Origin of the sequence: Marinobacterium rhizophilum DSM 18822 (genome assembly GCF_000378045.1) — a bacterium.
Classification (GTDB): Bacteria; Pseudomonadota; Gammaproteobacteria; order Pseudomonadales; family Balneatricaceae; genus Marinobacterium_A; species Marinobacterium_A rhizophilum.
On sequence record NZ_KB899099.1, the window covers coordinates 1 to 22,886 of the forward strand.

The 22,886-nt window shown below is 58.2% G+C and carries 18 protein-coding genes and 3 tRNA genes; 4 read left to right on the forward strand and 17 right to left on the reverse strand.

Going from position 1 to position 22,886, the window contains the following annotated elements:
• A partial coding sequence (locus tag F451_RS25500) for a TRAP transporter small permease (RefSeq protein ID WP_020681779.1) occupies positions 1 to 543 on the forward strand: 543 nt, incomplete at its 5' end.
• Positions 540 to 1,826 (forward strand): TRAP transporter large permease, encoded by a 1,287-nt coding sequence (locus tag F451_RS0112840; RefSeq protein ID WP_020681780.1) that lies wholly within the window; start codon positions 540 to 542, stop codon positions 1,824 to 1,826. The genes F451_RS25500 and F451_RS0112840, both read left to right, overlap by 4 nt.
• A gap of 38 nt (positions 1,827 to 1,864) precedes the next feature.
• Here F451_RS0112840 and F451_RS25505 read toward each other — a convergent pair whose 3' ends face one another.
• Positions 1,865 to 2,482, reverse strand: a complete 618-nt coding sequence (locus F451_RS25505) for a nucleotidyltransferase family protein (RefSeq protein ID WP_020681781.1) — start codon at positions 2,480 to 2,482, stop codon at positions 1,865 to 1,867.
• Between the two features lie 387 nt (positions 2,483 to 2,869).
• Between F451_RS25505 and F451_RS0112850 the strand changes: the two genes are divergently transcribed.
• A complete protein-coding gene (locus F451_RS0112850) occupies positions 2,870 to 3,424 on the forward strand; it encodes a magnesium transporter (protein ID WP_020681782.1) in 555 nt (184 codons plus the stop codon).
• A gap of 211 nt (positions 3,425 to 3,635) precedes the next feature.
• Here F451_RS0112850 and F451_RS0112855 read toward each other — a convergent pair whose 3' ends face one another.
• The 6 genes from F451_RS0112855 to F451_RS0112880 form a co-directional block, all read right to left on the reverse strand.
• Positions 3,636 to 3,959 (reverse strand): cytochrome C oxidase subunit IV family protein, encoded by a 324-nt coding sequence (locus F451_RS0112855; RefSeq protein ID WP_020681783.1) that lies wholly within the window; start codon positions 3,957 to 3,959, stop codon positions 3,636 to 3,638.
• Between the two features lie 10 nt (positions 3,960 to 3,969).
• On the reverse strand, positions 3,970 to 4,686 hold the full coding sequence (locus F451_RS0112860) for a heme-copper oxidase subunit III family protein (protein ID WP_020681784.1): 717 nt from the start codon (positions 4,684 to 4,686) through the stop codon (positions 3,970 to 3,972).
• 4 nt (positions 4,687 to 4,690) lie between these two features.
• On the reverse strand, positions 4,691 to 5,365 hold the full coding sequence (locus F451_RS0112865) for a cytochrome c oxidase subunit 3 (RefSeq protein WP_020681785.1): 675 nt from the start codon (positions 5,363 to 5,365) through the stop codon (positions 4,691 to 4,693).
• Positions 5,362 to 7,158 carry a cytochrome c oxidase subunit I gene (gene ctaD, locus F451_RS0112870; RefSeq protein WP_240476477.1) on the reverse strand — a complete coding sequence of 599 codons (1,797 nt, stop codon included), beginning with the start codon at positions 7,156 to 7,158 and terminating at the stop codon, positions 5,362 to 5,364. Before ctaD ends, F451_RS0112865 begins: the two co-directional genes overlap by 4 nt.
• Positions 7,159 to 7,183: 25 nt before the next feature.
• Complete coding sequence (locus tag F451_RS0112875) at positions 7,184 to 8,614, reverse strand: cytochrome c oxidase subunit II (RefSeq protein WP_020681787.1); 1,431 nt, start codon at positions 8,612 to 8,614, stop codon at positions 7,184 to 7,186.
• A gap of 617 nt (positions 8,615 to 9,231) precedes the next feature.
• Entirely contained in the window at positions 9,232 to 10,848 is a 1,617-nt protein-coding gene (locus tag F451_RS0112880) for a tetratricopeptide repeat protein (protein WP_020681788.1), read from the reverse strand.
• A gap of 238 nt (positions 10,849 to 11,086) precedes the next feature.
• On the opposite strand from F451_RS0112880, the gene F451_RS0112885 reads away from it, so the two are divergent.
• Complete coding sequence (locus F451_RS0112885; RefSeq protein ID WP_020681789.1) at positions 11,087 to 12,010, forward strand: histone deacetylase family protein; 924 nt, start codon at positions 11,087 to 11,089, stop codon at positions 12,008 to 12,010.
• Between the two features lie 207 nt (positions 12,011 to 12,217).
• Here the strand turns inward: F451_RS0112885 and F451_RS0112890 are convergent, their stop codons facing one another.
• The 10 genes from F451_RS0112890 to alaS all read right to left on the reverse strand — a co-directional run bounded on the left by F451_RS0112890 (position 12,218) and on the right by alaS (position 22,660).
• Positions 12,218 to 13,519 carry a sodium ion-translocating decarboxylase subunit beta gene (locus F451_RS0112890; protein ID WP_020681790.1) on the reverse strand — a complete coding sequence of 434 codons (1,302 nt, stop codon included), beginning with the start codon at positions 13,517 to 13,519 and terminating at the stop codon, positions 12,218 to 12,220.
• A 16-nt stretch (positions 13,520 to 13,535) separates the two neighbouring features.
• Entirely contained in the window at positions 13,536 to 15,329 is a 1,794-nt protein-coding gene (gene oadA / locus F451_RS0112895) for a sodium-extruding oxaloacetate decarboxylase subunit alpha (RefSeq protein WP_020681791.1), read from the reverse strand.
• Between the two features lie 55 nt (positions 15,330 to 15,384).
• The gene (locus F451_RS0112900; protein WP_020681792.1) at positions 15,385 to 15,642 is read right to left on the reverse strand and encodes an OadG family protein; all 258 of its coding nucleotides are present in this window, start codon (positions 15,640 to 15,642) and stop codon (positions 15,385 to 15,387) included.
• A 290-nt stretch (positions 15,643 to 15,932) separates the two neighbouring features.
• The gene (gene thiI / locus F451_RS0112905; RefSeq protein WP_020681793.1) at positions 15,933 to 17,396 is read right to left on the reverse strand and encodes a tRNA uracil 4-sulfurtransferase ThiI; all 1,464 of its coding nucleotides are present in this window, start codon (positions 17,394 to 17,396) and stop codon (positions 15,933 to 15,935) included.
• A 529-nt stretch (positions 17,397 to 17,925) separates the two neighbouring features.
• Positions 17,926 to 18,002: transfer RNA gene (locus F451_RS0112910), tRNA-Arg, on the reverse strand.
• A gap of 26 nt (positions 18,003 to 18,028) precedes the next feature.
• Positions 18,029 to 18,105: transfer RNA gene (locus tag F451_RS0112915), tRNA-Arg, on the reverse strand.
• Positions 18,106 to 18,117: 12 nt separating this feature from the next.
• Positions 18,118 to 18,206: transfer RNA gene (locus F451_RS0112920), tRNA-Ser, on the reverse strand.
• Positions 18,207 to 18,265: 59 nt separating this feature from the next.
• The gene (gene csrA / locus F451_RS0112925; RefSeq protein WP_020681794.1) at positions 18,266 to 18,457 is read right to left on the reverse strand and encodes a carbon storage regulator CsrA; all 192 of its coding nucleotides are present in this window, start codon (positions 18,455 to 18,457) and stop codon (positions 18,266 to 18,268) included.
• A 228-nt stretch (positions 18,458 to 18,685) separates the two neighbouring features.
• Positions 18,686 to 19,921 (reverse strand): aspartate kinase, encoded by a 1,236-nt coding sequence (locus tag F451_RS0112930; protein ID WP_020681795.1) that lies wholly within the window; start codon positions 19,919 to 19,921, stop codon positions 18,686 to 18,688.
• A gap of 141 nt (positions 19,922 to 20,062) precedes the next feature.
• On the reverse strand, positions 20,063 to 22,660 hold the full coding sequence (gene alaS / locus F451_RS0112935) for an alanine--tRNA ligase (protein ID WP_020681796.1): 2,598 nt from the start codon (positions 22,658 to 22,660) through the stop codon (positions 20,063 to 20,065).
• Between the last annotated feature and the right edge of the window lie 226 nt (positions 22,661 to 22,886).

The window sequence follows — 22,886 nt, forward strand, 5'->3', positions numbered from 1 at the left end:
TGGCTGATCAATGCAATCAATGGCCTGGCGCTGATCCTGTACCGGATCAGCGGCCTGCTGCTGGTCCTGATGATGCTCAGTGTGGTGGTAGATGTCGCTACTCGCAGTCTGTTCGCCATGACCGAAGGTTCAGTTGACCTGACCTTTACGGGGGGCATCGAGCTGGTGAAGTACGGCCTGCTGTTCTCCATGCTGTTTGCTTTCCCCCATGCCGTCGACAAGGGACAGATCGTGGTGGACCTGTTCACCCATAATCTGGCACCCGGCACGCTGCGCTGGTTCGACGGCTTCTATACCTTCTGCTTTGGCATATTCGGCGCCCTGCTGTGCTGGCGCTTTATCGAAGCAGCCGAGGCAGCGCGCCTGAGCGGCGAACTGACCCAGGATCTGCTGCTGCCGCTGGCACCGATGTATCTGGTATCCGCCTTTGCGCTGGGTGTACTGGCGCTGCGCGGCTTCAGCTGCGGCGTTCTGGAGTTAATGGGCAAGAAGGAATTAATGAGCCAGAAGGCATTAATGGGCAAGAAGAAGGTAACGGCATGAGTGCTCCCCTGATTGGATTGGTCTGCATGGGCCTGATGCTGGTGATGATTGCGCTGCGCTGCCCCATCGCCCTGGCCATGGCAGCCACCGGCGTGATCGGCTTTGGCACCATCATCGCCTTTGATCCGGCCTTCGCGATTCTGGAGGCCGGCCCCTTTGAAACCCTGAGCAATTACAGTTTCAGCCCGATTCCGATGTTTCTGCTCATGGGAGTGCTGGCCTCGCACGCCAACATGTCCAGCGAGCTGTTCAACGCGGCGCGCTCGCTGTTTGGCGGCTGGCGCGGCGGCATGGCGCTGGCGGCGGTATCGGCCTGCGGCACCTTCTCGGCCATTTCGGGCTCCTCGGTCGCCACCGCGGCCAGCATGGCGCGGGTGGCACTGCCGGAAATGCGCAAGCACGGTTATGCCGACTCCCTGGCGACCGGTACTTTGGCCGCCGGCGGTACCCTGGGGATCATGATTCCGCCCAGTATTGCGCTGCTGCTCTATGCGCTGATCACCGAACAGTCGGTGGGCGACATGTTTATCGCCGGCCTGCTGCCGGGCATTCTGGGGCTGGTGCTGTACTGCGTGACCATCGCGCTGCTGGTGCACTTTTATCCACAACTGGCCCGGGGCGGTAAGCCGACCACGCTGAAACAGAAGATCGTCGGCATGTGGGGCTTTGTCCCCTTCATGTTCGTGTTCGCGATCATTATCGGCGGTATCTACACGGGTATCTTCACGCCGACCGAAGCGGCGGCCATCGGCGCCTTCGCCACCCTGCTGGTGGCCCTGTACCGGGGCATGGGCTGGGCGGGTTTCATGTCGGCGGTGGAAGAGGCACTGGCGCTCAGCGCGATGATTTTCTTCATGATCGTGGGGGCGGAGATCTTCGGCTACTTCCTGTCGGTGTCGCGCATTTCCTTCTTCCTGACCGAAACCGTGAGCCAGCTGGGCTGGCCGCCCTACGGCGTGCTGTTCGCCGTGCTATTGCTGTTCATCCTGCTGGGCTGCGTGATGGACAGCATCGCCATGCTGCTGCTGACCGTACCGGTGGTGCTGCCGCTGATTATTGAAGCAGGTTTCGATCCGGTCTGGTTCGGCATCGTCGCGGTGATCACGGTGGAACTCGGCCTCATTACACCGCCGGTGGGCATGAACGTCTTCGTGATCAAGAGCGTGGCGCCGGACGTGCCCATGGGACAGGTCTTTCGGGGCGTGTTCCCGTTCGTGCTGTCGGATGTGGTGCGGCTGTTCCTGCTGATCCTGTTCCCGGTGTTGGCGCTGGGCTTGGTCTGATCACCGCTCTCCGGGTTCCGGCATGAACGTCTGCGTGATCAAGAGCGTGGCGCCAGCAGCCGATAGCGTTCGCGCAACGCTTCCAGATCCTCGGGCCGGTCGGCATCCATCAGCACGCCGGGGTCGTCCACCTCGATGTACATGCAAGCTTCCGGGTGACGATGGATCACCGACCGCGCACCCTCCTCATCCTGTAACAGCGACAGTTCGTTCCAGAAGTTGCGCCCGAAGATCACCGGATGGCCGGCCCGGCCGTGAAATTCCGGACGAACGATATGGTCCGCCGCGGCATGCTCGATCAGAACCTCAAAGGTATCAGGCTCAATACAGGGCATATCACCCAGCAGCACGGCCGCCGCCGTTGCCTGCGACGTGCACAGTGCCCTGAATCCGTCCGCGATACTGAAGCCCAGGCCCTGATCGGCACGCGGAGAAAGCACGATCTGCAATGCGGAGTCGGTCAGCGCCAGCGTGGCAGGATCATCATCGCTGCGAAGCACCACCCAGACCTCATCGAACTGCGCTGCCATGGACTGCACCGTGGCGGCCAGCAGCGTGCATTCGGGCAGCAGCTTTTCACACCGCTTGTCGGTACCGAAACGGCGAGCACGTCCGGCGGCCATCACCAGGGCGATAACTGTATTGTTTTCCCGCATTGCGTGCCCCGGTTCCAAGTTTGTGGCGTACAGCTGCCACTATAGCAATGCCGGTCATTCGCGCCCTGAATTTAATGCAGACACAGAACCCGAACGCCGGGCAAACAATCAGCACCTCCAGCCCCTGCCCGAACCACGACTATTGGGGGTGAGTCTCGGTCTCTTGTCGCCCCGAACTTGGTGCAGCCCCACAGACCCACTCATCAAAAGGCTTTACTATCAGATAGCCGAGAACATTATTGAACACTTAATGATCACCTGTACACTGCGCACTGGCTGCTATAATTAAAGATGGCAGCAAAGGGGATCTGACATTCCACCCGCTGACCTAAAGACTCCACCGTTTGATAAACGGGACATCTCAGATCCACATTTCGGAGGTGTGTCATGCAACGGCACTTTTACATCAGTGATAACCTCGACGAGCTTGAAACCGTCGAACATGAACTGGAAGCCGGCGGAATAAGCATTGAGCAGATTCATGTGCTGAGCGACAGCGAGGCCGCTGTAGATCAGCATCATCTACCGGAAATCGCATCATTCATGAAGCAGGATGTAGTGCACTCCGGCGAGATTGGCGCCGTCGTCGGTATTGTACTATCCGCACTGGTGCTGGCGGTGGCCTACTGGATGGGCTGGACGGATACCGCTGCAGGCTGGATACCCTTTGCGTTCCTCGCGGTAGTCATACTGGGCTTCTGCGCCTGGGAAGGCGGTTTCTTTGGCATTCAGGAACCCAACGCGCATTTTCGTCGCTTCAAACGGCTATTGAAGCATGGCAAACATATCTTTTTTGTCGATGTCGAGCCAGAGCAGGAGGATATTCTGGACAAGGTGGTAAAACAGCACCCACGCCTGAAAATTGCCGGTACCGGTGAAGCCGCACCACATTTCGTGGTCGCCTGGTTGCACAGATGGCATCAGTTCAAGCGCACCATTTAGTGTACTGCTTCGCCCTAATGGGTGCTTATAAAGCCCGCCAATTCGTGTCCGGCAAGGCGCCGTTCGCCGGTAATAGTGGGGGCTCTTGCCGAGAGCGGCAACGCAGCAGGGCACGAATTGGCGACTCGCTAAAACCGCCTCTAAGAGCGAAACAGTAAACTAGCTGCATGCCCTCAGCCCCACCCGACAGCATCCTGATGGCCGGGTGGAGCTAGCCTCCACTGCCGAAAAACAGCAACCGGCGTAAAAAGATATAATCGGCCTCCGCGGCCATCATCCCCAGCAGAACCAGCAGGCACAGCGGCGGAATCAGGATCGCATAGATAATTGCCAGCCGCTCCCAGGCCATGTGCATAAAGATCGACACGATCAGCCCGGCCTTGAGCAGCATGAAGGTGACAATCAGCCCCCAGCGCAGCAGGCCATGAAACTGAAAATAGTCCACCAGATAGGACAGGGTACTGAGGATAAACAGCAGCCCCCAAATCTTCAGATACAAGCTAATCGGATGCTGCTGCCCCTGTGTATATTCCATCGCCAGCACCTCACCACAGATAGAAGAACGCGAATATAAACACCCAGACCAGATCAACGAAATGCCAGTAGAGCCCGGCGATTTCGACGACTTGGTAGTTCCCGCTGCTTTCGTAGTGCCCCCGTAGCACCTTGAGCGCCACGATGCTGAGATAGACCACGCCAATGGATACATGTAGCCCATGGAACCCCGTGATCATGAAAAAACTGGCGCCAAACTGCGCGGCTCCCTCAGGATTGCCCCAGGGCCTGACTCCCTCCCCGATCAGCTTGCTCCACTCGAATGCCTGCATGCCAACGAAGGTTGCGCCCAGAAGTGCCGTTGCCAGCATCAGCAACCCCGTTCTGATGCGCGCCCGGCGATAGGCGAAATTGACGGCCATGGCCATGGTGCCGCTACTGCTGATCAGCACGAAGGTCATGATGGCAATCAGAATCAGTGGAATGGAGTGACCGGCAAGGGTCAGGGCAAAAACTTCGCTGGTGTTGGGCCAGGGTTCGGTTGTAGTCATGCGCACGGCCATATAGCCGATCAGAAAGCAGGAGAAAACAAAGGTATCACTGAGCAGGAAGATCCACATCATGGCCTTGCCCCAGGGCACCTGTTTGAAGGCCTCCCTGTCCGATGACCAGTCGAGATAGAACCCCTGCAGGCCACCGGGGGCCTCAGGCTCGGCCGGGGGAGCACGGTTTTCGACTACAGCAGGACCTCGCGGGAACAGGGCCATTTCATCACCTCAGGCCACAAAGGGCGGCGATTGTCTGATAGGTTTCCGGGCTGCTGCTGAGCAGCAAAAACAGTAGCAGCCAGAGTGCCAGCAGGTAGTGCCAGTAAATCGCGCAGAGTGACAGACCGGGGCGTATCCGATCCAGCCCCAGGCCGCGAACGTAACGCCAGAGGGTTCTGGCCCAGGCAACGAGCCCGCCCAGCAGATGCAGGCCATGCAACCCCGTCAGCAGAAAAAAGAAACTGTTGGCCGGATTTGCCGTGAAGCCGTAACCCTGAATCACAAAGCTGCGCCACAACCATAGCTGACCGGCAATAAACACCAGCGCACAAAAACCACCCAGTAAACATCCGGCAAGGCTCTCGAGGCGACGATCCTGGCCTGCCGCTACCCGGGCCCATTGCAACGCCAGGCTACCCAGCATCAGTACCAGGGTATTCAGCCACAGCGGTTCGAGCCGGCTCAGTGGCGCTGCCGGCTCAGTCAGCGGCTGCCAGTCGGCCAGCTGGGAGCGGGCAATAAACGCGATCAGAAACAGAAAGAAAAACGAACTGACAACCGCCAGGAAGACACGTAGCCCAAGAGTGGCGGTACGACTGCGTCGATCCTGATCCGGCTGCGACCCGGCGCCGCCGCCAGCGGGATAACTATGGGCCATTTTCAGTGCTGAGCCGCTCATGAGTCTGACTCCCTGCCGCTCTCCCCACTGCCCGGCCGCCGGGCCAGCGCGGCCTGATCCTGTTCCGACAGCGTCTGCGGAACAAAATCCTGCACCAGCCCCGGTACGCTGTAATCGTAGGCCCAGCGATGCACCACCGGCAGGTGGGGCCCCCAGTTGCCATGGGCCGGTGGGGTCTCGGGCGTTTGCCACTCCAGGCTGGTTGCATTCCAGGGATTGGGGCCCGACGGCGGCCCCCTGAAGGTACTCCACAGCAGATTTCCCAGGAACAGCAACTGGCTGACACCCACAATCAGTGCCGCCACCGTGATAAAGGCGTTAAGATCATGGGCCGACTGCGGAATGAAGTCATACCCCTCGAAGGAATAGTACCGTCTTGGCATGCCCAGAAAGCCCAGGTAGTGCATCGGAAAGTAGATTGCATAGGTGCCCAGAAAGGTGATCCAGAAATGCAGCTGTCCGACGGTATCGTTCAGCATCCGGCCAGTCACCTTCGGGAACCAGTGGTAAATGGCACCGAACACCACCAGTATCGGCGCGACGCCCATAACCATGTGAAAATGCGCCACCACAAAATAGGTATCCGACAAGGGTATATCGACGATCACGTTGCCGAGAAAAAGCCCGGTCAGCCCTCCCACCAGAAAGGTCAGGATAAAGGCCAGTGCGAACAGCATGGGCACCCGCAGGTGGATGTCGCCCCGCCATAGCGTAAGCACCCAGTTGTACACTTTGAGCGCAGTGGGCACAGCGATGATCAAGGTGGTGGTCGCGAAGAAAAAGCCGAATGTTGGATTCATGCCGCTGACGTACATATGGTGCGCCCAGACCACAAAACTCAGTACCCCGATGGCCACGATGGCCCACACCATCATGCGATATCCGAAGATGTTCTTGCGCGCATGGGTACTGATCAGATCCGATACCAGGCCAAAGGCCGGCAGCGCCACGATATAGACTTCCGGGTGGCCAAAGAACCAGAACAGGTGCTGGAACAAAATAGGACTGCCGCCTTCATGGTCCAGCGGTTGCCCCATGGACATCATGGCCGGCATAAAGAAACTGGTGCCCAGCAAGCGGTCACACAGCATCATGATGGCGCTGACAAAGAGCGCAGGAAATGCCAGTAGCGCCAGTACGGTTGCCATAAAGATGCCCCAGACCGTCAGCGGCATCCGAAACAGAGTCATGCCGAAGGTGCGCGCCTGCAGCACCGTGGTGACGTAGTTCAGCCCCCCCATGGTGGCGGCAACGATAAAGATTGCCAGCGATACCAGCATCAGTACGATGCCCCAGTCCGTGCCGGGTGTGCCGCGGGTAATGGACTGGGGTGGATACAGTGTCCAGCCGGCACCGGTAGGCCCGCCAGGTACGAAAAAACTACTCAGCAGCACCAGCACCGAGAGCAGGAAAAACCAGTAGCTCAGCATATTGAGATAGGGGAACACCATGTCACGGGCGCCCACCATCAGCGGAATCAGGTAATTGCCGAACCCGCCCAGAAACAGCGCCGTCAGCAGGTAGATCACCATGATCATGCCGTGCATGGTCATGGCCTGATAATAGGCCGCGGGGTCCATGAACTCGAGACTGCCTGGAAAGCCGAGTTGCATGCGCATCAGGCCCGACAGAACCAGGCCCACAAGGCCCACGAAGATAGCGGTCAGGCCATACTGAATCGCAATAACCTTGTGATCCTGGCTCCAGATGTAGCGTGTCAGAAAACTGCCCGGCACATGCACGGAAGCCCGTTCCGCTTGCTCTGCATAGGCCATCATATCCTCCTCAGACACAGCACATACCGGTGCTGCGCCACTGTCAGGGTGTGTCCTTCGCGGTATCTGCCTGGGCGGCGATAAAGGCGCCCAGAGCCTGCACCTGCGCATCGCTCAGGCTGTACGCCGGCATTACGGACGCGTAGCCCTTTACCGTTTGAGCCGCAGGGCTGAGAATCGACTCACGGAGATAGGCCGCGTCAACCTGAATCTCGCGGCCATCGGCCAGGGTCTCGGTACGGCCATAGAGTCCTTTCCAGCTGGGGCCAATGCCCCGGCTACCGTCGAGGCTGTGACAGGCCAGACACCCCAGGGTTTCGGCCAGCTGCTGTCCGTCAGACACAAGCTGATCCGGCGCAGCGCCACGGGCCTCAGGACCCAGCGAGCGGATCAGCGCGATCAGCGCTTCCAGATCGGTATCCGCCAGCGGATAGGCCACCATCACCGGCGCATAGCCCTGCACCATGCGGGCTCCCGGCTGCAGGATGGATTCTTTCAGGTAGTCATCATCGACCCGAACCTGGCTGCCATCGGCAAGGGTCTCCAGACTGCCATACAGGCCCTGCCAGCCGGGCCCGAGACTCTTGCTGCCATCCTGACTGTGACAGGCAACGCAGCCATGCCGCTGGGCCAGTGCACGACCCCGCTCCACAGCAGGATCAAGCCCCGCGCGCTGTGCCGCCTGCTCGAGCGTCTGAGCGAAGGTGGGCTGACGCTCAAGCCACAGCGCGAAGGCTTCGGGCGCTTCGACAATCATTCGCCCGCGCATGTTGTAGTGACCCAGGCCACAAAATTCGGCACAGAGGATTTCATAGGACCCGGTCGAGGTGGGTGTAAACCAGAAATAGGACACCAGACCTGGCACCATATCCATCTTGCTGCGAATCTGCGGAATGTAGAAATTGTGCAGCACATCGCGCGACCGTTGCAGCACCTTGACCGGCAGTCCCGCCGGCAGATGAACCTCGTTGCCCCGGACAATAACGTCATCCTGGCCACTGGCGTCTTCGGGATTCAGTCCCAGCGGATTGGCTGCACTGATCCAGCCAACGCCCGACGTGCCGAGCTGGCCGTCTGCCCCGGGCAAGCGAAATGCCCATTGCCATTGCTGACCCACGACCTCCAGCTCATAGGCGTTTTCCGGTACCCGGACAAAATCGTTGTACACCACCAGACCTGGCGCCAGCAGTCCCACAATGCCTACGGTGGTAACCCCGATCAGCCACCACTCCAGCCTCTTGTTTTCTGGCTCATAGTGGGCTCTGGCACCTTGGCGGTGACGATAGCGAATAATGGCGAACGCCATAAACAGGGTAACGGCAACAAAAAAAGCGCCGGTTATCAACAGGGTGAGAAATTGGGTATCGTCGATCGAGCCCCAGTTTGAAGCCGCTTCGGTGGCGCGCCAGGGATTCAGCAGATGAAACAGAACTGACGCGATAACGATAATGACAAAAACGATTGCCAGTGCCATCGATAATCACCCTCGCCCGCCGCCGCGCTTGGCGCGCCTTGCAGTCGCCTGCGACAGTCCCGGCACGGGACCAGCAAAATTGCGTGAGCCCGCCGACCTGTCACGGCATCTGGGCCCGATAGCCGGATCGCGCCTCAACGGAAACGTTACAGGATTGCGACAAACAGAATCCGGTCAAACCTTATAAAAGCGTAGTGCTGCCGGCAAAAATATGCGAACCCGCTCAAGGTGGTGGTGACGCCCTGGCGCTCTGGAACAAGGACGCCGCGCACACCAATGCATTCGCTCAAGAATGGTGAAAAGCTGTGGACAGTTAGCGGGCACCTTTCCCCGGGACGGAGCCGGGTACCTTTTTGCCCACCGCGCACTCAAAAATCACGCAGTTTTACAGAAGTCCCTATCCACAAGGGCTGGAGCAAAGTGTGCGGAGCTTATCCCCATACTGACCACAGCCTTGTACAGATATTCTGTGTGTAATATTCGGTAATTGGCGACACTTTTTATTCACAACAACTTATGCACAGGCGGAAATACAGTTACTCGGCTTCGGGTTCTGAACCACCGGTATAGAGCCTTGCTGCCAAGAGCGCATGCCCCGCAGACAATAACCGCCCGACTCAGCGCAGCAGCGCTCCAAGACTCCCCTGGGGCAACTCCTCCAATGCCTGAGTGCGCAGGCGCTTTAGCAGCACCTGCTTGGCCTGCGCGCCGCTATTCATCGACAGGGTGTCAGCCAGGTGCAGGTAGCGGTCTACCATGCGCAGACGCTCATCACGCCGGTTTTCGGTATCACGTGCAGACTCCAGAAACAGCTGGGCCAGGTTCAGCAGCGCCGACGCATTCGCCGGGTCGTACTCGATTGCCATACCAAAATAACGCAATGCCTGGGGTACCTTTCCGACCCGGCAGTGTTTCACCCCCAGACGGTTCACCTTCAGACTCATGGCGGGATCCCGCTTGTCGGTATCCGGCAGCAGCAGCAGCAGCCCCTGTGGAGTTTCGGGCTCAAGCAGCGGTACCTTGTCCGCACTGAGTCGCAGTTGCTCGCGCTTGAGATCAAGCGGCGTTTCACGCAGCTGGTTGAGCGCGGTGGCTTCGCGCTCCATGCGCTCGGCTTCGGGTGCATCGTCCAGATCCTGAAACAGCTGACGGCGCATCAGTGCCACCTGAACCTTGCAACGATCATCGCGGGGAAACTGGAACAGCGCCTGATTCAGTGCCTGCTCGAAACTATCGCGCAGCAGAACGGCCTGACGCGCATCGGCATCGGCAAGCGCCAGACGCTGGATATTGGCCAGCTTCAAAAAGGGCTCTGGAGAGCGGTAAACACTGTGGCGGCCCAGCACAATGCACTTTCGATAGGCCCCTTCAGCGATGGACAAGTGGCGCGTCTGGGTCGAGACCCGCCCGAGTTCCATCTGCCGCGGAATACCCAATGGACTGCGTGTGGTCGCATCCAGCAGTGCCTCGCGGGCGGCAGCAAGCTCGCCCAAGCGTTCATACACCACGGCCAACAAGTCATAAGCGCCGATCAGCAGTGGGTAATGCTCGATCAGGCCCTTGAGTACGCCGACAGCATCACTCCACTGGCCCAGCCCCGCCAGCGCTTGCGCAAGGTGCAGCCCGGCATCCTTGTCCTGGCTCTGCCAGTAGCGCGCTTCTGACAGCACGCGGGCTTCCTGAAACCGGCGCGCCTGAATAAGCAGCTTGCCCTTGACCTGCTGCACCTGGTCAAACAGTGGGTCATGTCGCGGCACACGCTCATCGCAGGCGGCGATCGCGCGGGTCAGGTCCCCCATCTCCAGGGCAATATCCACCGGGCGCAACACCGCCTTGCGACACACCAGAGTATCGAGGCGCAATTTTAGTTCATCAATACTGAAGGGTTTGGTCAGCAGCACATCCGGACGGTTCTCGATGGCATGCAATACCATTTCCTGGCTGGCATCGCTGGTCATGAATACCCAGCCGGCGCTGGGTTTGATGTACCCCCGATAGCGGGCTTCTTCGAGGATCTGGATACCGGACAAGGTATCGCTGGCATTGTGGCCGAGCAGAATCAGATCGAAGCCGCCCTCGGTAATCAGACTGAACACCCGGTCGTTAATGCTCACCGCCTGGATGTTGTCCACTCCCAGACGGCGCAACATATGAAAGATCGCCGAGCGGACATTGCCGCTGGTATCAATCAGAAGCACCCGCTTATCTGAATAATCGATCTTCCCGTTCGCCACCTAGCGCAAATCCTTAAGCTGTCGATGCATAGCCGAGTATAGGAGCCCGGCAGGCATCAAGAAAAGCATACCCCTGCAAATACATCGACATATCGGCTAATACCTAAAGCTAGCAGCCGCCAGCGCCTCGATTCGTTACACTAAAAAAACACTCAGTGCTGTATTTGAGCGTTAAACCTCGCACTGTACAGCGCCGCCTGAAAAATAGCGCCATAACAATGACAAGAGTGCCCTTACCATGACCACCGCTTTTATCTCCCATGCAGATTGCATCCTGCATGACATGGGGCCTGAACACCCGGAAAGCCCGCTGCGTCTGCAGGCCATTCACAAGGTACTGGAGCGCACCGGCCTTATACAGGAACTGCAGCAGCACACGGCAGTGCCGGCTACCGTAGAGCAGATAGAGTTGGCCCACAGCCGCCAGCACCGCACAGGACTCGAGCAGCAGGTACCTGAAGAGGGTATCGTACATACCGATGATGACACCGCGCTCTGCCCGGACAGTCTACATGCGGCTTCCCTGGCGGCCGGTTCTGCTGTCCAGGCGACCGACCTGGTCCTGGGTGGGGGCAGCCACAATGCCTTTTGCGCCATACGCCCGCCCGGGCACCACGCCGAGCATAACCTGGCCATGGGTTTTTGTTTCTACAACAATGTGGCCATCGGTGCCCTGCATGCATTGCAGCAGCCCATGGTAGAGCGGGTTGCCATCGTCGACTTCGACGTCCATCACGGCAACGGCACTGTGGATATCTTCAAGGACAGGCCCGAAGTGCTGGTGTGTTCAACCTTTCAGCACCCCTACTACCCTGAGCGTTACCAGGATATTCAGCGCGACAACATCCTCAACTGCCCGCTGGCGGCCCACAGCAAACCGGCGCTGTTTCGCCACGCACTGGAAGACCGCTGGCTGCCGGCACTGCTGGCGCACAAGCCCGATATCATCTTTATCTCGGCGGGCTTCGATGCGCACGTCGAAGATCCCATGGCCGATCTGGAACTGACTGAGGACGACTATCGGTGGGCCACGCAACTGCTGACCGACGTGGCACGCCAGTGCTGTGACGGGCGCATCGTGTCCGTACTCGAGGGCGGTTACAACCCGGTCGCACTGGCGTTTTCGGTGCAGGCGCACCTGGAGGTGCTGGCAGCATCCTGATGGAACCTTGTTGCCGCTTTCCTCGACATACTGCGTAGCATGCGGCTCGTCAGGAGTCCCCAGCAGCCATGCGCGCGCGAGCTACCCGCCGGGGACGGCGGGATTATTATCACTGCAGGTGCAGTTGATAATGAAATACCTCCACGCATAAAAAAGGGGCCGTCGATGACGGCCCCTTTTTTTCTAGCTTATACAGCAGCCTGTCGTTTAACCGACAAACTTGATCATCACACCGGCTGCAACCGCCGAGCCAATAACGCCGGCAACGTTCGGGCCCATGGCGTGCATCAACAGGAAGTTCTGGGAGTTCGATTCCAGACCCAGCTTGTTGGACACACGGGCAGCCATCGGTACCGCGGAAACGCCGGCGGAGCCGATCAGCGGGTTGATGGCATTGCCGCCGGCCATCTTGTTCATGACCTTGGCCATCAGCACGCCACAGGCGGTACCGATACCAAAGGCGATGATACCCAGCACCAGGATACCCAGGGTCTGTACATCGAGGAACTTGTCAGCGGACAGCTTGGAACCCACCGACAGACCCAGGAAGATGGTAACAATGTTGATCAGGGCGTTCTGGGCAGTATCGCTCAGACGATCCACCACGCCACATTCACGCATCAGGTTACCGAAGCAGAACATGCCCAACAGCGGCGCCGCATCCGGCAGCAGCATAGCCACCAGGAGAAGCAGAGACACCGGGAACAGGATCTTCTCCAGCTTGGACACGTGACGCAGCTGGCTCATCTTGATCTTGCGCTCCGCCTCAGTGGTCAGGGCACGCATGATCGGCGGCTGAATCAGCGGCACCAGCGCCATGTAGGAGTATGCAGCAACCGCAATCGCACCCAGCAGCTGGGGCGCCAGCAGAGTGGTCACGTAGATGGCGGTCGGGCCATCGGCACCACCGATGATGCCAATCGCCGCGGCATCCTGAATGCTGAAGTCCATCAGACCCAGGGTCGTCAGGCCGATAGCACCGAGCACCGTAGCGAAGATGCCGAACTGCGCAGCGGCCCCCAGGAACAATGTCTTGGGGTTAGCCAGCAGCGGACCGAAATCGGTCATCGCACCCACGCCCATAAAAATCAGCAAAGGCGCAGCACCGGAGGCAATCGCCACCAGGTAGAAGTTGTACATCATGCCGTTGCTATAGCCGCCATCCTGGGCTACCAGCGATGCCGTTGCATGTACCGAGGGTGACGACACATGGTAGGCGTGCAGGATTTCTTCAGGATTGGTGCTGCCAACATTCAACACCGATGCCAGCGCCTGCAACAGCTCCGGCTTGGCAAAATGCACTGCGTTTTCGACCGCCGAGAAGGCCAGACCCGCTTCGGGAATGTTGGCCATGATGCCACCGAATCCGATCGGGACCAGCAGCAGCGGCTCAAAGTTTTTCTTGATCGCCAGGTACAGCAACAGCAAGCCGACCAGGATCATCACAAACTGGCCGCCGGAGATATTGTATATCCCCGAGGCGGTCAGCAGAGTTAATAGCTTTTCCATGCGGATCGTTCCCCGATTACGCCAGGCTCAGGAGGGAGTCACCCACCTGAACTGCGTCGCCTTCCTTCACGTCGACAGCAACCACGGTACCGGCGCGGGCAGCACGGACTTCGGTTTCCATCTTCATCGCTTCCAGGATCACCAGCACATCACCTTCCTGTACGGCCTGGCCAACGGACACTTCAACCTTCCAGATGTTGCCAGCCAGCGGTGCCGGCACATCTTCACCTTCTGCCACAGCAGGTGCGGCAGCGGCAGCGGCGGCAGGCGCAGCAGCGGGCGCCTTGGAGATCGCAGAGATGTCGCCACCTTCTGCTACCTGAACCACGTAGTTCTGGCCGTTAACGGTGATCGTGTAAACTTCCGGGCCGGATTTCTTCGGTGCAGCCATGGTCTGAGCGTCCTCTAGAGTCGGTGCAGGTTCAAATGCGTCGGGATTGTTGCGATTTTCCAGGAATTTAAGCCCGATTTGCGGGAACAGGGCGTAAGTCAGAACATCATCAATTTCGTTTTCGCCCGTCGTCAGGCTGATGCCTTTTTCCTGGGCCTGCTTGCGCAGCTCTGCGGTCAGTTTTTCCATCTCGGGCTCAAGCATATCGGCCGGACGGCAGGTAATGGGTTCCTGGCCATTCAGCACGCGGGCCTGCAGCTCGGCGTTGTAGGGGGCCGGAGCCGCACCGTATTCGCCCTTGAGAATGGCCTGAACTTCCTTGGAGATGCTTTTGTAACGTTCGCCCATCAGGACGTTGATGACCGCCTGGGTACCGACGATCTGCGAGGTCGGAGTCACCAGCGGGATCAGGCCCAGGTCCTCGCGTACGCGCGGAATTTCGGCCAGTACTTCGTCAAACTTGTCGGCAGCACCCTGCTCGCGCAGCTGGCTTTCCATGTTGGTCAGCATGCCACCGGGCACCTGGGCAATCAGGATGCGCGAATCGGTGCCGCGCAGCGAGCCTTCGAACTTGGCGTACTTCTTGCGGACCTCGCGGAAGTAGGCGGCAATTTCTTCCAGCAGCAACAGATCCAGACCGGTATCGCGATCCGTACCCTGCAGCGCAGCAACCACGGTTTCAGTGGCGGTGTGGCCATAGGTCATGGACATGGAGGAAATGGACGCATCCACGCGGTCGATGCCCGCCTCGATGGCCTTGAGCAGTGTCATGTCCGCCAGACCCGACGTGGAGTGGGACTGCAGCTGCACTTCGAGCTCAGTCTGGTTCTTCAGGCGCGAGACCAGGTCAAAGGCCTCGTACGGCTTGAGGATGCCGGACATGTCCTTGATGCAAATGGATTCCGCGCCCATGTCTTCCAGGGTCTTGGCGTAATCCACCCAGTTGTCCACGGTATGAACCGAGCTGGTGGTATAGGAGATGGTGCCCTGGGCGTGTTTGCCGGTCGCCTTGACGGCCTTGATGGCCGCCGCCAGGTTGCGCGGGTCGTTCATCGCATCAAAGATGCGGAATACGTCGACACCGTTGGTGGCAGCACGCTCAACGAACTTGGCGACCACATCGTCAGCGTAGTGACGGTAGCCCAGCAGGTTCTGACCGCGCAGCAGCATCTGCTGGCGCGTATTCGGCATGGCCTTTTTCAGTTCGCGGATACGATCCCACGGATCTTCGCCAATATAGCGAATGCAGGAGTCAAAAGTTGCACCACCCCAGCTTTCCGTCGACCAATAGCCGACCTGATCAAGTTTGTCGGCAATAGGGAGCATGTCGTCCAGGCGCATGCGGGTAGCCAGCAGAGACTGGTGACCATCACGCAGTACCAGTTCGGTAATGCCTAAGGGTTTCTTTGCATCTGACATGTTTAAAGGGCCTTTTGTCGAATGAATGCGTTTATTCTTTTCATTACCACTGCCGTCAGTTTGAACGGTATTTGTGTACCGCTGCACTGATCACGGCGACCAGTTCGTCATTGTTGGTGGCTGGTGCACTGACAGTTGCCGCCGCGGCGGCCGAAGCACGCTTTTTAGCCGGTTTAATCTCTGGCGCAGGGGCATATTTAGTCACAATCTTGGACATAAGACCGGTGACAATTACCAGCAGCGTCAGGAAAACGAACACGAATCCCATGCCGAACACCATCAGTTCGAGGCCTTCGGAGAGCAGATTATCCATCGTTGGATGCTCCTTTTTGTTAATCACGTTGTTATCTAATTAGCCTGAAAATCACTTAATTTTCAGCAACTTACAAACAAAAAAGGTAAAGCTTCAACAAGCTGAACGGATTCAATTTAGCCGGGAATGCCTACTCCCGACAGCAATAAGCCAACGTATTCTAGACAAAACGGAGGAAACAAGGGAGGTGAGGGGGCGACTGCATAATTTATGGCAGGCATTTAAGAAAACTTATAGTTGCCCCTATTTCGATTAAATTAAGCTTCTAACCCTAAAAGAAAAAGGCGCCTTTAGGCGCCTTCCGGTCGAAAAACCTTGACGTTGGAAAAGCCCTTTTCCTGCAGGTGGTGGGCCTGCATCTGGCTCATCACCCCCTTTTCGCAATACAGCAGGTACTCCCGGTCGGTATCGAAATTTTCCACTTCAGCCCCGAGTTTGAAAAAGGGAATGGTGAGTATTTCGCAGCCAGGCATGTTGAGCGGCTTCTTTTCCTGCTCATGGCTGGCACGAATATCCACGATCACCTGATTGGCGCCAACCCGGGTCAGGGCTTCCACCGCGGCATGGGCATTAACATTCTCGACGATCTCGTCGATCGAAATGACCTGCACCTTGCGCAACGCCTGCTCCAGTACCTCGAAGTCGAAGTTGGCCTCCTCTTCCAGGACCCGCTCCATCTTGCCACGGGTGGTCGGGCGGTCCGAAATCACGCCGCAGTACTCAGGCATGCTCTTGGCGAACTCGAAGGCACCGATCTCACGGGACAGGTTGATAATGTCCTGCTTGTCAGAGGTAACCAGTGGGCGCAGCACCAGCTTGTCGGTGGCCTTGTCGATCAGCGCCAGGTTCGTCAGGGTCTGGCTCGATACCTGCGCAACACTCTCGCCGGTGACCAGGGCATCAATCTTCATGAAATCAGCGGCCCGCTCGCCAGCACGCAGCATCATGCGCTTGAGGATGACGCCCATGTAAGAGTGATGCACATTCTGCAGCAGCTCGCCGATCACCTCTTCAAAGGGAACGGTGACAAACTTCACCCGGGCACTGGAGCCGTAACGCTGCCACAGGTGCAGTGCGACCTGCTTGACGCCGATCTCGTGGGCGTGGCCGCCGAGGTTGAAGAAAATGAAGTGGGTTTTGCAACCGCGGCGCATGGTCATGTAGGAGGCCACCACCGAGTCAAAACCGCCAGAGATCAGGGAAAGCACCGGCTCCTGAGTGCCTAGCGGAAAGCCGCCCAGGCCCGCATGGCGCTCGGTGACGATAAACAGGCGATCATCGACCACCTCGAGGTCGACCCAAACCTGCGGGTTACGCACATCGACACCGGCCGCTTCGGTGTGCTGATTCAGACCGCCGCCGATATAGCGCTCCATGTCCACGGAGGTAAAGTCATGGTTACGGCCGCTGCGTTTGACCCGCACCTTGAAGGTCTTGCCACGCAACAGCTCGCCGTAGGCGTCCCTGGTACGCTCGTAGGCGTCGTGAAAGTCGACCAGCGGGAATTCCCGCACTTCGAGGAAAGCATGCACTCCAGGCGTGCGGGACAGCACAGAGACGACATCGTCGCGCAGGCCCTCGCTACCCGTCGGGCAGATAACATCAATCTTGTCCCAGTTAATGCGAACTTTGATCTGTTCGTCGACGCGACGCAGCATGACATCCAGATTAGTCCCCAGGCGCTGAATCAGGCGCTTGCGTACAGGGCGACTCTTGATAGTGATTTCGGGAAACAGCTTGACGATAAATTTCATGTCGCGGACCAGGAAAGCAGGACGGAAGATCGAAGGGCCCTGATTATACCGGATCGAACGCCGAGAGTCAGAATGTTGTCCCGACTTCCAGATGCAGGGCTAAAGGGGCGAGGTGAAAGATGAAAGGCATGAGGTGCCACCCTCAGAAGTACACACACAGTGAGATCGCCTGCTCGAGCGCCGCAGGTTTACCCTGCTTCCCGGAATTCGCAGGCTCATTCCAGGCGACAAACGGCAACCCGTAGGTTGGCAATGAGCGTAGCGAATTCCGACATCCACAGCGAAGCTGTGGCGAACGGCGCAAGCTGATAGCTGAATGTCTGATGCCAATTCAGGACCTCGTCGATTATACGATCTGGCTTGGAATACGATCCGAGGCATGGTGCAACCGCCTGGTGGCGCCTGCGGCGACTGATAGCCCAGGTACTCTATCCGGTGAGATATCCGGCGTTGAGATCAGGTCTGTTACGAGTTGGATGTTTTACTGGTGCATGAAGAACTGCTTTAGGAACACTACAGTCTTTCGTAGTGGTGCGCCCGGCACGATTCGAACGTGCGACCGCCTGGTTCGTAGCCAGGTACTCTATCCAGCTGAGCTACGGGCGCTTAAAGCAGCGAGGTTGTTACAGGAGTGGTGCGCCCGGCACGATTCGAACGTGCGACCGCCTGGTTCGTAGCCAGGTACTCTATCCAGCTGAGCTACGGGCGCCTACCTGAAAAATGGCGGTGAGAGAGGGATTCGAACCCTCGATACCCAAGAGATATACACCCTTAGCAGGGGTGCGCCTTCAGCCACTCGGCCATCTCACCGCGACAACGGGGCGTAATATACGAGATTGATTTTCAAAAGAAAAGCGTTTTCTTAACTTTTATTCCTGATCGTCGTGTTCGTCGGATTTTTCACGCTGAATACGCTGATAAATCTCTTCACGATGGACAGAAACATCCTTTGGCGCATTGACACCGATACGAACCTGGTTACCTTTCACACCTAACACGGTAACGGTAACGTCATCGCCGATCATCAATGTTTCGCCCACGCGGCGGGTTAGAATCAACATCTGTTGGATCTCCTTAAGCTTTCCTAGAATACTGCAGGCCGGAGGGAGCATCAGCCAGTGTTCTGGCGCAACCGCCCGTTATTCCCTATTCCCATCGAACCACAGCCTTACAGGCGCTACCAAGCCCGGTTACGACAGCCTCAGATAGTACAGTAAGTCCCTGTAATCTGATGCAATAACCAGGCTCAGCATAGACCGAATTAACTATAGCCTACTTCAACGAAGCAACTATTCGCTGACCGTATCAGCCTTATCCAACTCAAATGCAGAATGCAGCCCGCGCACGGCCAGTTCGAGATACTTCTCTGCGATCACAACAGACACCTTGATCTCTGAAGTGGAGATCATCTGAATGTTGATGTTGTCCTGTGCCAGGGCATCGAACATCTTGCTCGCCACACCGGCGTGCGAGCGCATGCCCACACCAACGATGGAAACCTTGGCAATCTTGTTGTTGCCGGCTACCTCACGGGCACCCAGCTCCGCACATACCTGACGCAGAATGGATTCAGCCTTGGCGAAGTCATTACGGTGCACGGTGAAGGTGAAATCAGTGGTCTTGTCAGCGGCCACGTTCTGCACAATCATGTCCACTTCGATATTGGCGCGGCTGATCGGGCCCAGAATGCGTGATGCCACGCCCGGAATATCGGGCACGCCAATAACGGTCAGCTTGGCTTCGTCGCGGTTGAAAGCGATACCGGAGATAACTGGTTTTTCCACTGTATCCTCATCCTCTATGGTAATCAGGGTGCCCGGGCCGTCCACAAAGCTGGAAAGCACACGCAACGGCACTTTGTACTTGCCGGCGAATTCGACCGAACGAATCTGCAGTATCTTTGAGCCCAGGCTGGCCATTTCCAGCATTTCTTCAAAGGTAATTTTATCCAGACGGGTCGCCCCCTCAACCACCCGGGGATCGGTGGTGTAGACGCCGTCCACATCGGTATAGATCTGGCATTCATCAGCCTTCAGCGCAGCCGCCAGGGCCACACCGGTCGTATCCGAACCGCCACGCCCCAGGGTCGTAATGTTGCCTAGTTCATCCATCCCCTGGAAACCGGCGACGACAACAACCCGGCCTGCGGACAGGTCTGCACGCATGCCGTCAACTTCGATATCCTGAATACGTGCCTTGGTGTGGGCACTGTCGGTCACAATGCGAACCTGACCACCGGTGTATGAGCGTGCGCTGACGCCGCGCTTTTCCAGCGCCATGCACAGCAGCGCAATGGTCACCTGCTCACCGGTCGAAACCAGCACGTCCATTTCCCGCGGGCAGGGTTCTTCCTGAATCGCCTTGGCCAGCCCGATCAGGCGATTGGTCTCGCCACTCATTGCAGACAATACCACGACCAGGTCGTGTCCCTCGTCGCGAAAGCGCTTTACCTTGTCCGCCACCGCTTCGATTCGTTCTACAGTGCCCACGGACGTCCCGCCGTATTTCTGTACGAATAGAGCCATCTTCTGTCTGATCCTTTCACCGCCAGCATGGCGGCCCCTAGTGTCTAGTAATTACAAAGCACAACGCGAGCATCACGACCGAGGCAGCAAGCTGCCTGCCCGGCCACGGCGGATACCCGCTGCAGCGCCCCGACTGCTGCCTTAAAGCGCGGATTCCAGCAATGCACCGACCGAAGCCAGGGCCGCAGGCAGTGCTGCCACATCGTTACCCCCACCCTGGGCCATATCCGGGCGACCACCGCCCTTGCCGCCGACCTTGGCGGACAGATCACGAATAAGGTCACCGGCCTTGACGCGACCGGTCAGATCCTTGGTGACACCTGCCACCAGGCTCACCTTGTCGTCCTGGGTCACGGCCAGCACCACAACACCGCTGCCCAGCTTGTTTTTCAGCTGATCGAGGGTGTCACGCAGCGCCTTGGGCTCAACGCCGGACAACTGTTCCACCAGCACCTTGACGCCCTTGACCTCAATCGCCTTGCCGAGCAACTCGCCGCCCTGCAGGCTGGCCAGTTTGCCCTTGAGCTGCTCAAGTTCCTTTTCCAGCGCACGATTGCGATCCACCAGACCCCGGACCTTGTCGACCAGGTTGTCACGCCCGCCCTTCGTCAGGCTGGCAAGGGTGCTGCAGGTGGCATCCAGCGACTCAACCCAGGCCATGGCAGCGGCGCCGGTCACAGCTTCAATGCGTCGCACGCCCGAAGCAATGCCGCTTTCAGCGACGATCTTCAGCAGGCCGATATCACCGGTACGCTGCACATGGGTGCCACCGCAAAGCTCGGTCGAAAAACCGTCGGTACCCATACTCAGCACGCGTACCTGTTCGTCATACTTTTCACCGAACAACGCCATGGCGCCGCGGGCCTTGGCCGCATCGATGTCCATGATCTCAGTGCTAACGCCACTGTTGGCGCGAATCTGCTCGTTGACCATGTCTTCCACGGTCTTGAGCTGCTCGGGCGTAACGGCCTCGAAATGCGCGAAATCGAAACGCAGACGTTCGGCATTGACCAGCGAGCCCTTCTGCAGCACGTGATCGCCCAATACCCGGCGCAATGCCTCGTGCAGCAGGTGCGTACCCGAATGGTTCAGCGCTGTCGCCTGACGGTTAGCCGCATCCACTTCGGTGCTCACCGTATCGCCGAGCGTCAGCACGCCCTCGGCCATCTGCCCCTGGTGCAGGTGATTCTTGCCTTCCTTGCTGCAGTCAGTCACGTCGAACAGGCCACGGTCCCAGCGCAGCACGCCGCGATCACCCGCCTGGCCACCGGATTCAGCATAGAAGGAGGTCTTTTCCAGCACCACAACGCCGGACTGGCCGGCAGACAGTTGCTGGACGGCCTCCCCGTCGCGGAAAAGTGCCACAACCTTGGAGCTGTCCTGCAGTGCACTGTAACCACTAAAGGTGGTTTCGCCATCCAGATCCAGCTTGTCGTTGTAATCCACGGCGAAGGAACCCGTGGCGCGCGCACGCTCGCGCTGCTGCGTCATGGCATCTTCAAAGCCCTGCATGTCGACGCTCAGCCCCGACTCGCGGGCAACGTCAGCGGTCAGATCCACCGGGAAGCCAAAGGTGTCGTACAGGCGGAACAGGGTTTCACCCGGAATCACTGTGCCGTCGAGTTCATCAATGGCCTGCTGCAGCAGGCGCATGCCATTGTCCAGGGTACGGGCAAACTGCTGTTCTTCTTTTAGCAGAACGCGCTCAACCTGGTCCTGCTGACGCACAAGTTCCGGATAGGCCGCGCCCATCTCGGCCACCAGCGCGGGCACCAGGGTGTGGAAGAACGGTTCGGTGGCGCCAAGCTTGTTGCCGTGACGAATGGCGCGGCGAATGATGCGGCGCAACACGTAGCCGCGCCCTTCATTGGAGGGCAGCACGCCATCGGTAATCAGGAAAGAGCAGGAACGGATGTGATCGGCAATCACGCGCAGTGACTTGTGCATCAGATCATCGCTGCCCACCGCCTTGGCGGCGGCCTTGAGCAGATTCTGGAACAGGTCGATTTCGTAATTGCTGTGCACACCCTGCAGTACCGCAGCGATACGCTCCAGACCCATGCCCGTATCCACGGACGGACGCGGCAGCGGCACCATCTCGCCATCGGCAGAACGGTTGTACTGCATGAAGACCACGTTCCAGATCTCGATGTAGCGATCACCGTCTTCGTCCGGGCTGCCCGGAGGTCCACCGGCAACCTCAGGACCGTGATCAAAGAAGATCTCGGTACACGGACCGCAAGGGCCGGTGTCGCCCATGGCCCAGAAATTGTCTTCATCCAACTTGGAGAAACGCTCGGGATCGACCCCGATCTCGTCTTTCCAGATACGTTCGGCTTCTTCATCGCTGTGGTGCACAGTCACCCACAGACGCTCCTTGGGCAGACCGAATACTTCGGTCAGCAGCGTCCAGGCGAAGCCAATGGCTTCGCGCTTGAAGTAGTCACCGAAGCTGAAGTTGCCCAGCATCTCAAAGAAGGTGTGATGACGCGCTGTATAACCCACGTTCTCGAGGTCATTGTGCTTGCCACCGGCGCGCACGCAGCGCTGCGACGTCGTGGCGCGGCTATAGCTGCGCTTGTCGCTGCCAAGGAACACGTCCTTGAACTGCACCATGCCCGCATTGGTGAACAACAGGGTCGGGTCGTTAGCAGGAATCAGCGAACTGGTGGGGACAATTTCATGCCCCTGCTGATTGAAGTAATCCAGGAAAGCCTGGCGAATTTCGGCACTCGTCATGTATTTCATTAGCACGAACCGCTACAGATGGTTGGTTGCTCAACGGGAATAAACGTGGCGCTGTATTTCCGGCTCAAAACCCGATCAAAATACCACGCAAAAATGGCGAAGCAGTATATAACGTGAGTGAAAATTGTACGAACTTTTTCCGAAAAGCCCGTAAAACCGGAGTTAGCAACAAGTCGGCTGATGAAGGGTATACCACTGCATCGTCGTTCACCGCGGG

What these genes read in the sequence shown, in the direction of transcription:
- F451_RS0112840 (WP_020681780.1), top strand. Translation starts at nt 540, where the DNA reads ATGAGTGCTCCCCTGATTGGATTGGTCTGCATGGGCCTGATGCTGGTG.
- F451_RS25505 (WP_020681781.1), bottom strand. Translation starts at nt 2,482, where the DNA reads ATGCGGGAAAACAATACAGTTATCGCCCTGGTGATGGCCGCCGGACGT.
- F451_RS0112850 (WP_020681782.1), top strand. Translation starts at nt 2,870, where the DNA reads ATGCAACGGCACTTTTACATCAGTGATAACCTCGACGAGCTTGAAACC.
- F451_RS0112855 (WP_020681783.1), bottom strand. Translation starts at nt 3,959, where the DNA reads ATGGAATATACACAGGGGCAGCAGCATCCGATTAGCTTGTATCTGAAG.
- F451_RS0112860 (WP_020681784.1), bottom strand. Translation starts at nt 4,686, where the DNA reads ATGGCCCTGTTCCCGCGAGGTCCTGCTGTAGTCGAAAACCGTGCTCCC.
- F451_RS0112865 (WP_020681785.1), bottom strand. Translation starts at nt 5,365, where the DNA reads ATGAGCGGCTCAGCACTGAAAATGGCCCATAGTTATCCCGCTGGCGGC.
- F451_RS0112875 (WP_020681787.1), bottom strand. Translation starts at nt 8,614, where the DNA reads ATGGCACTGGCAATCGTTTTTGTCATTATCGTTATCGCGTCAGTTCTG.
- F451_RS0112885 (WP_020681789.1), top strand. Translation starts at nt 11,087, where the DNA reads ATGACCACCGCTTTTATCTCCCATGCAGATTGCATCCTGCATGACATG.
- F451_RS0112890 (WP_020681790.1), bottom strand. Translation starts at nt 13,519, where the DNA reads ATGGAAAAGCTATTAACTCTGCTGACCGCCTCGGGGATATACAATATC.
- oadA (WP_020681791.1), bottom strand. Translation starts at nt 15,329, where the DNA reads ATGTCAGATGCAAAGAAACCCTTAGGCATTACCGAACTGGTACTGCGT.
- F451_RS0112900 (WP_020681792.1), bottom strand. Translation starts at nt 15,642, where the DNA reads ATGGATAATCTGCTCTCCGAAGGCCTCGAACTGATGGTGTTCGGCATG.
- thiI (WP_020681793.1), bottom strand. Translation starts at nt 17,396, where the DNA reads ATGAAATTTATCGTCAAGCTGTTTCCCGAAATCACTATCAAGAGTCGC.
- csrA (WP_020681794.1), bottom strand. Translation starts at nt 18,457, where the DNA reads ATGTTGATTCTAACCCGCCGCGTGGGCGAAACATTGATGATCGGCGAT.
- F451_RS0112930 (WP_020681795.1), bottom strand. Translation starts at nt 19,921, where the DNA reads ATGGCTCTATTCGTACAGAAATACGGCGGGACGTCCGTGGGCACTGTA.
- alaS (WP_020681796.1), bottom strand. Translation starts at nt 22,660, where the DNA reads ATGACGAGTGCCGAAATTCGCCAGGCTTTCCTGGATTACTTCAATCAG.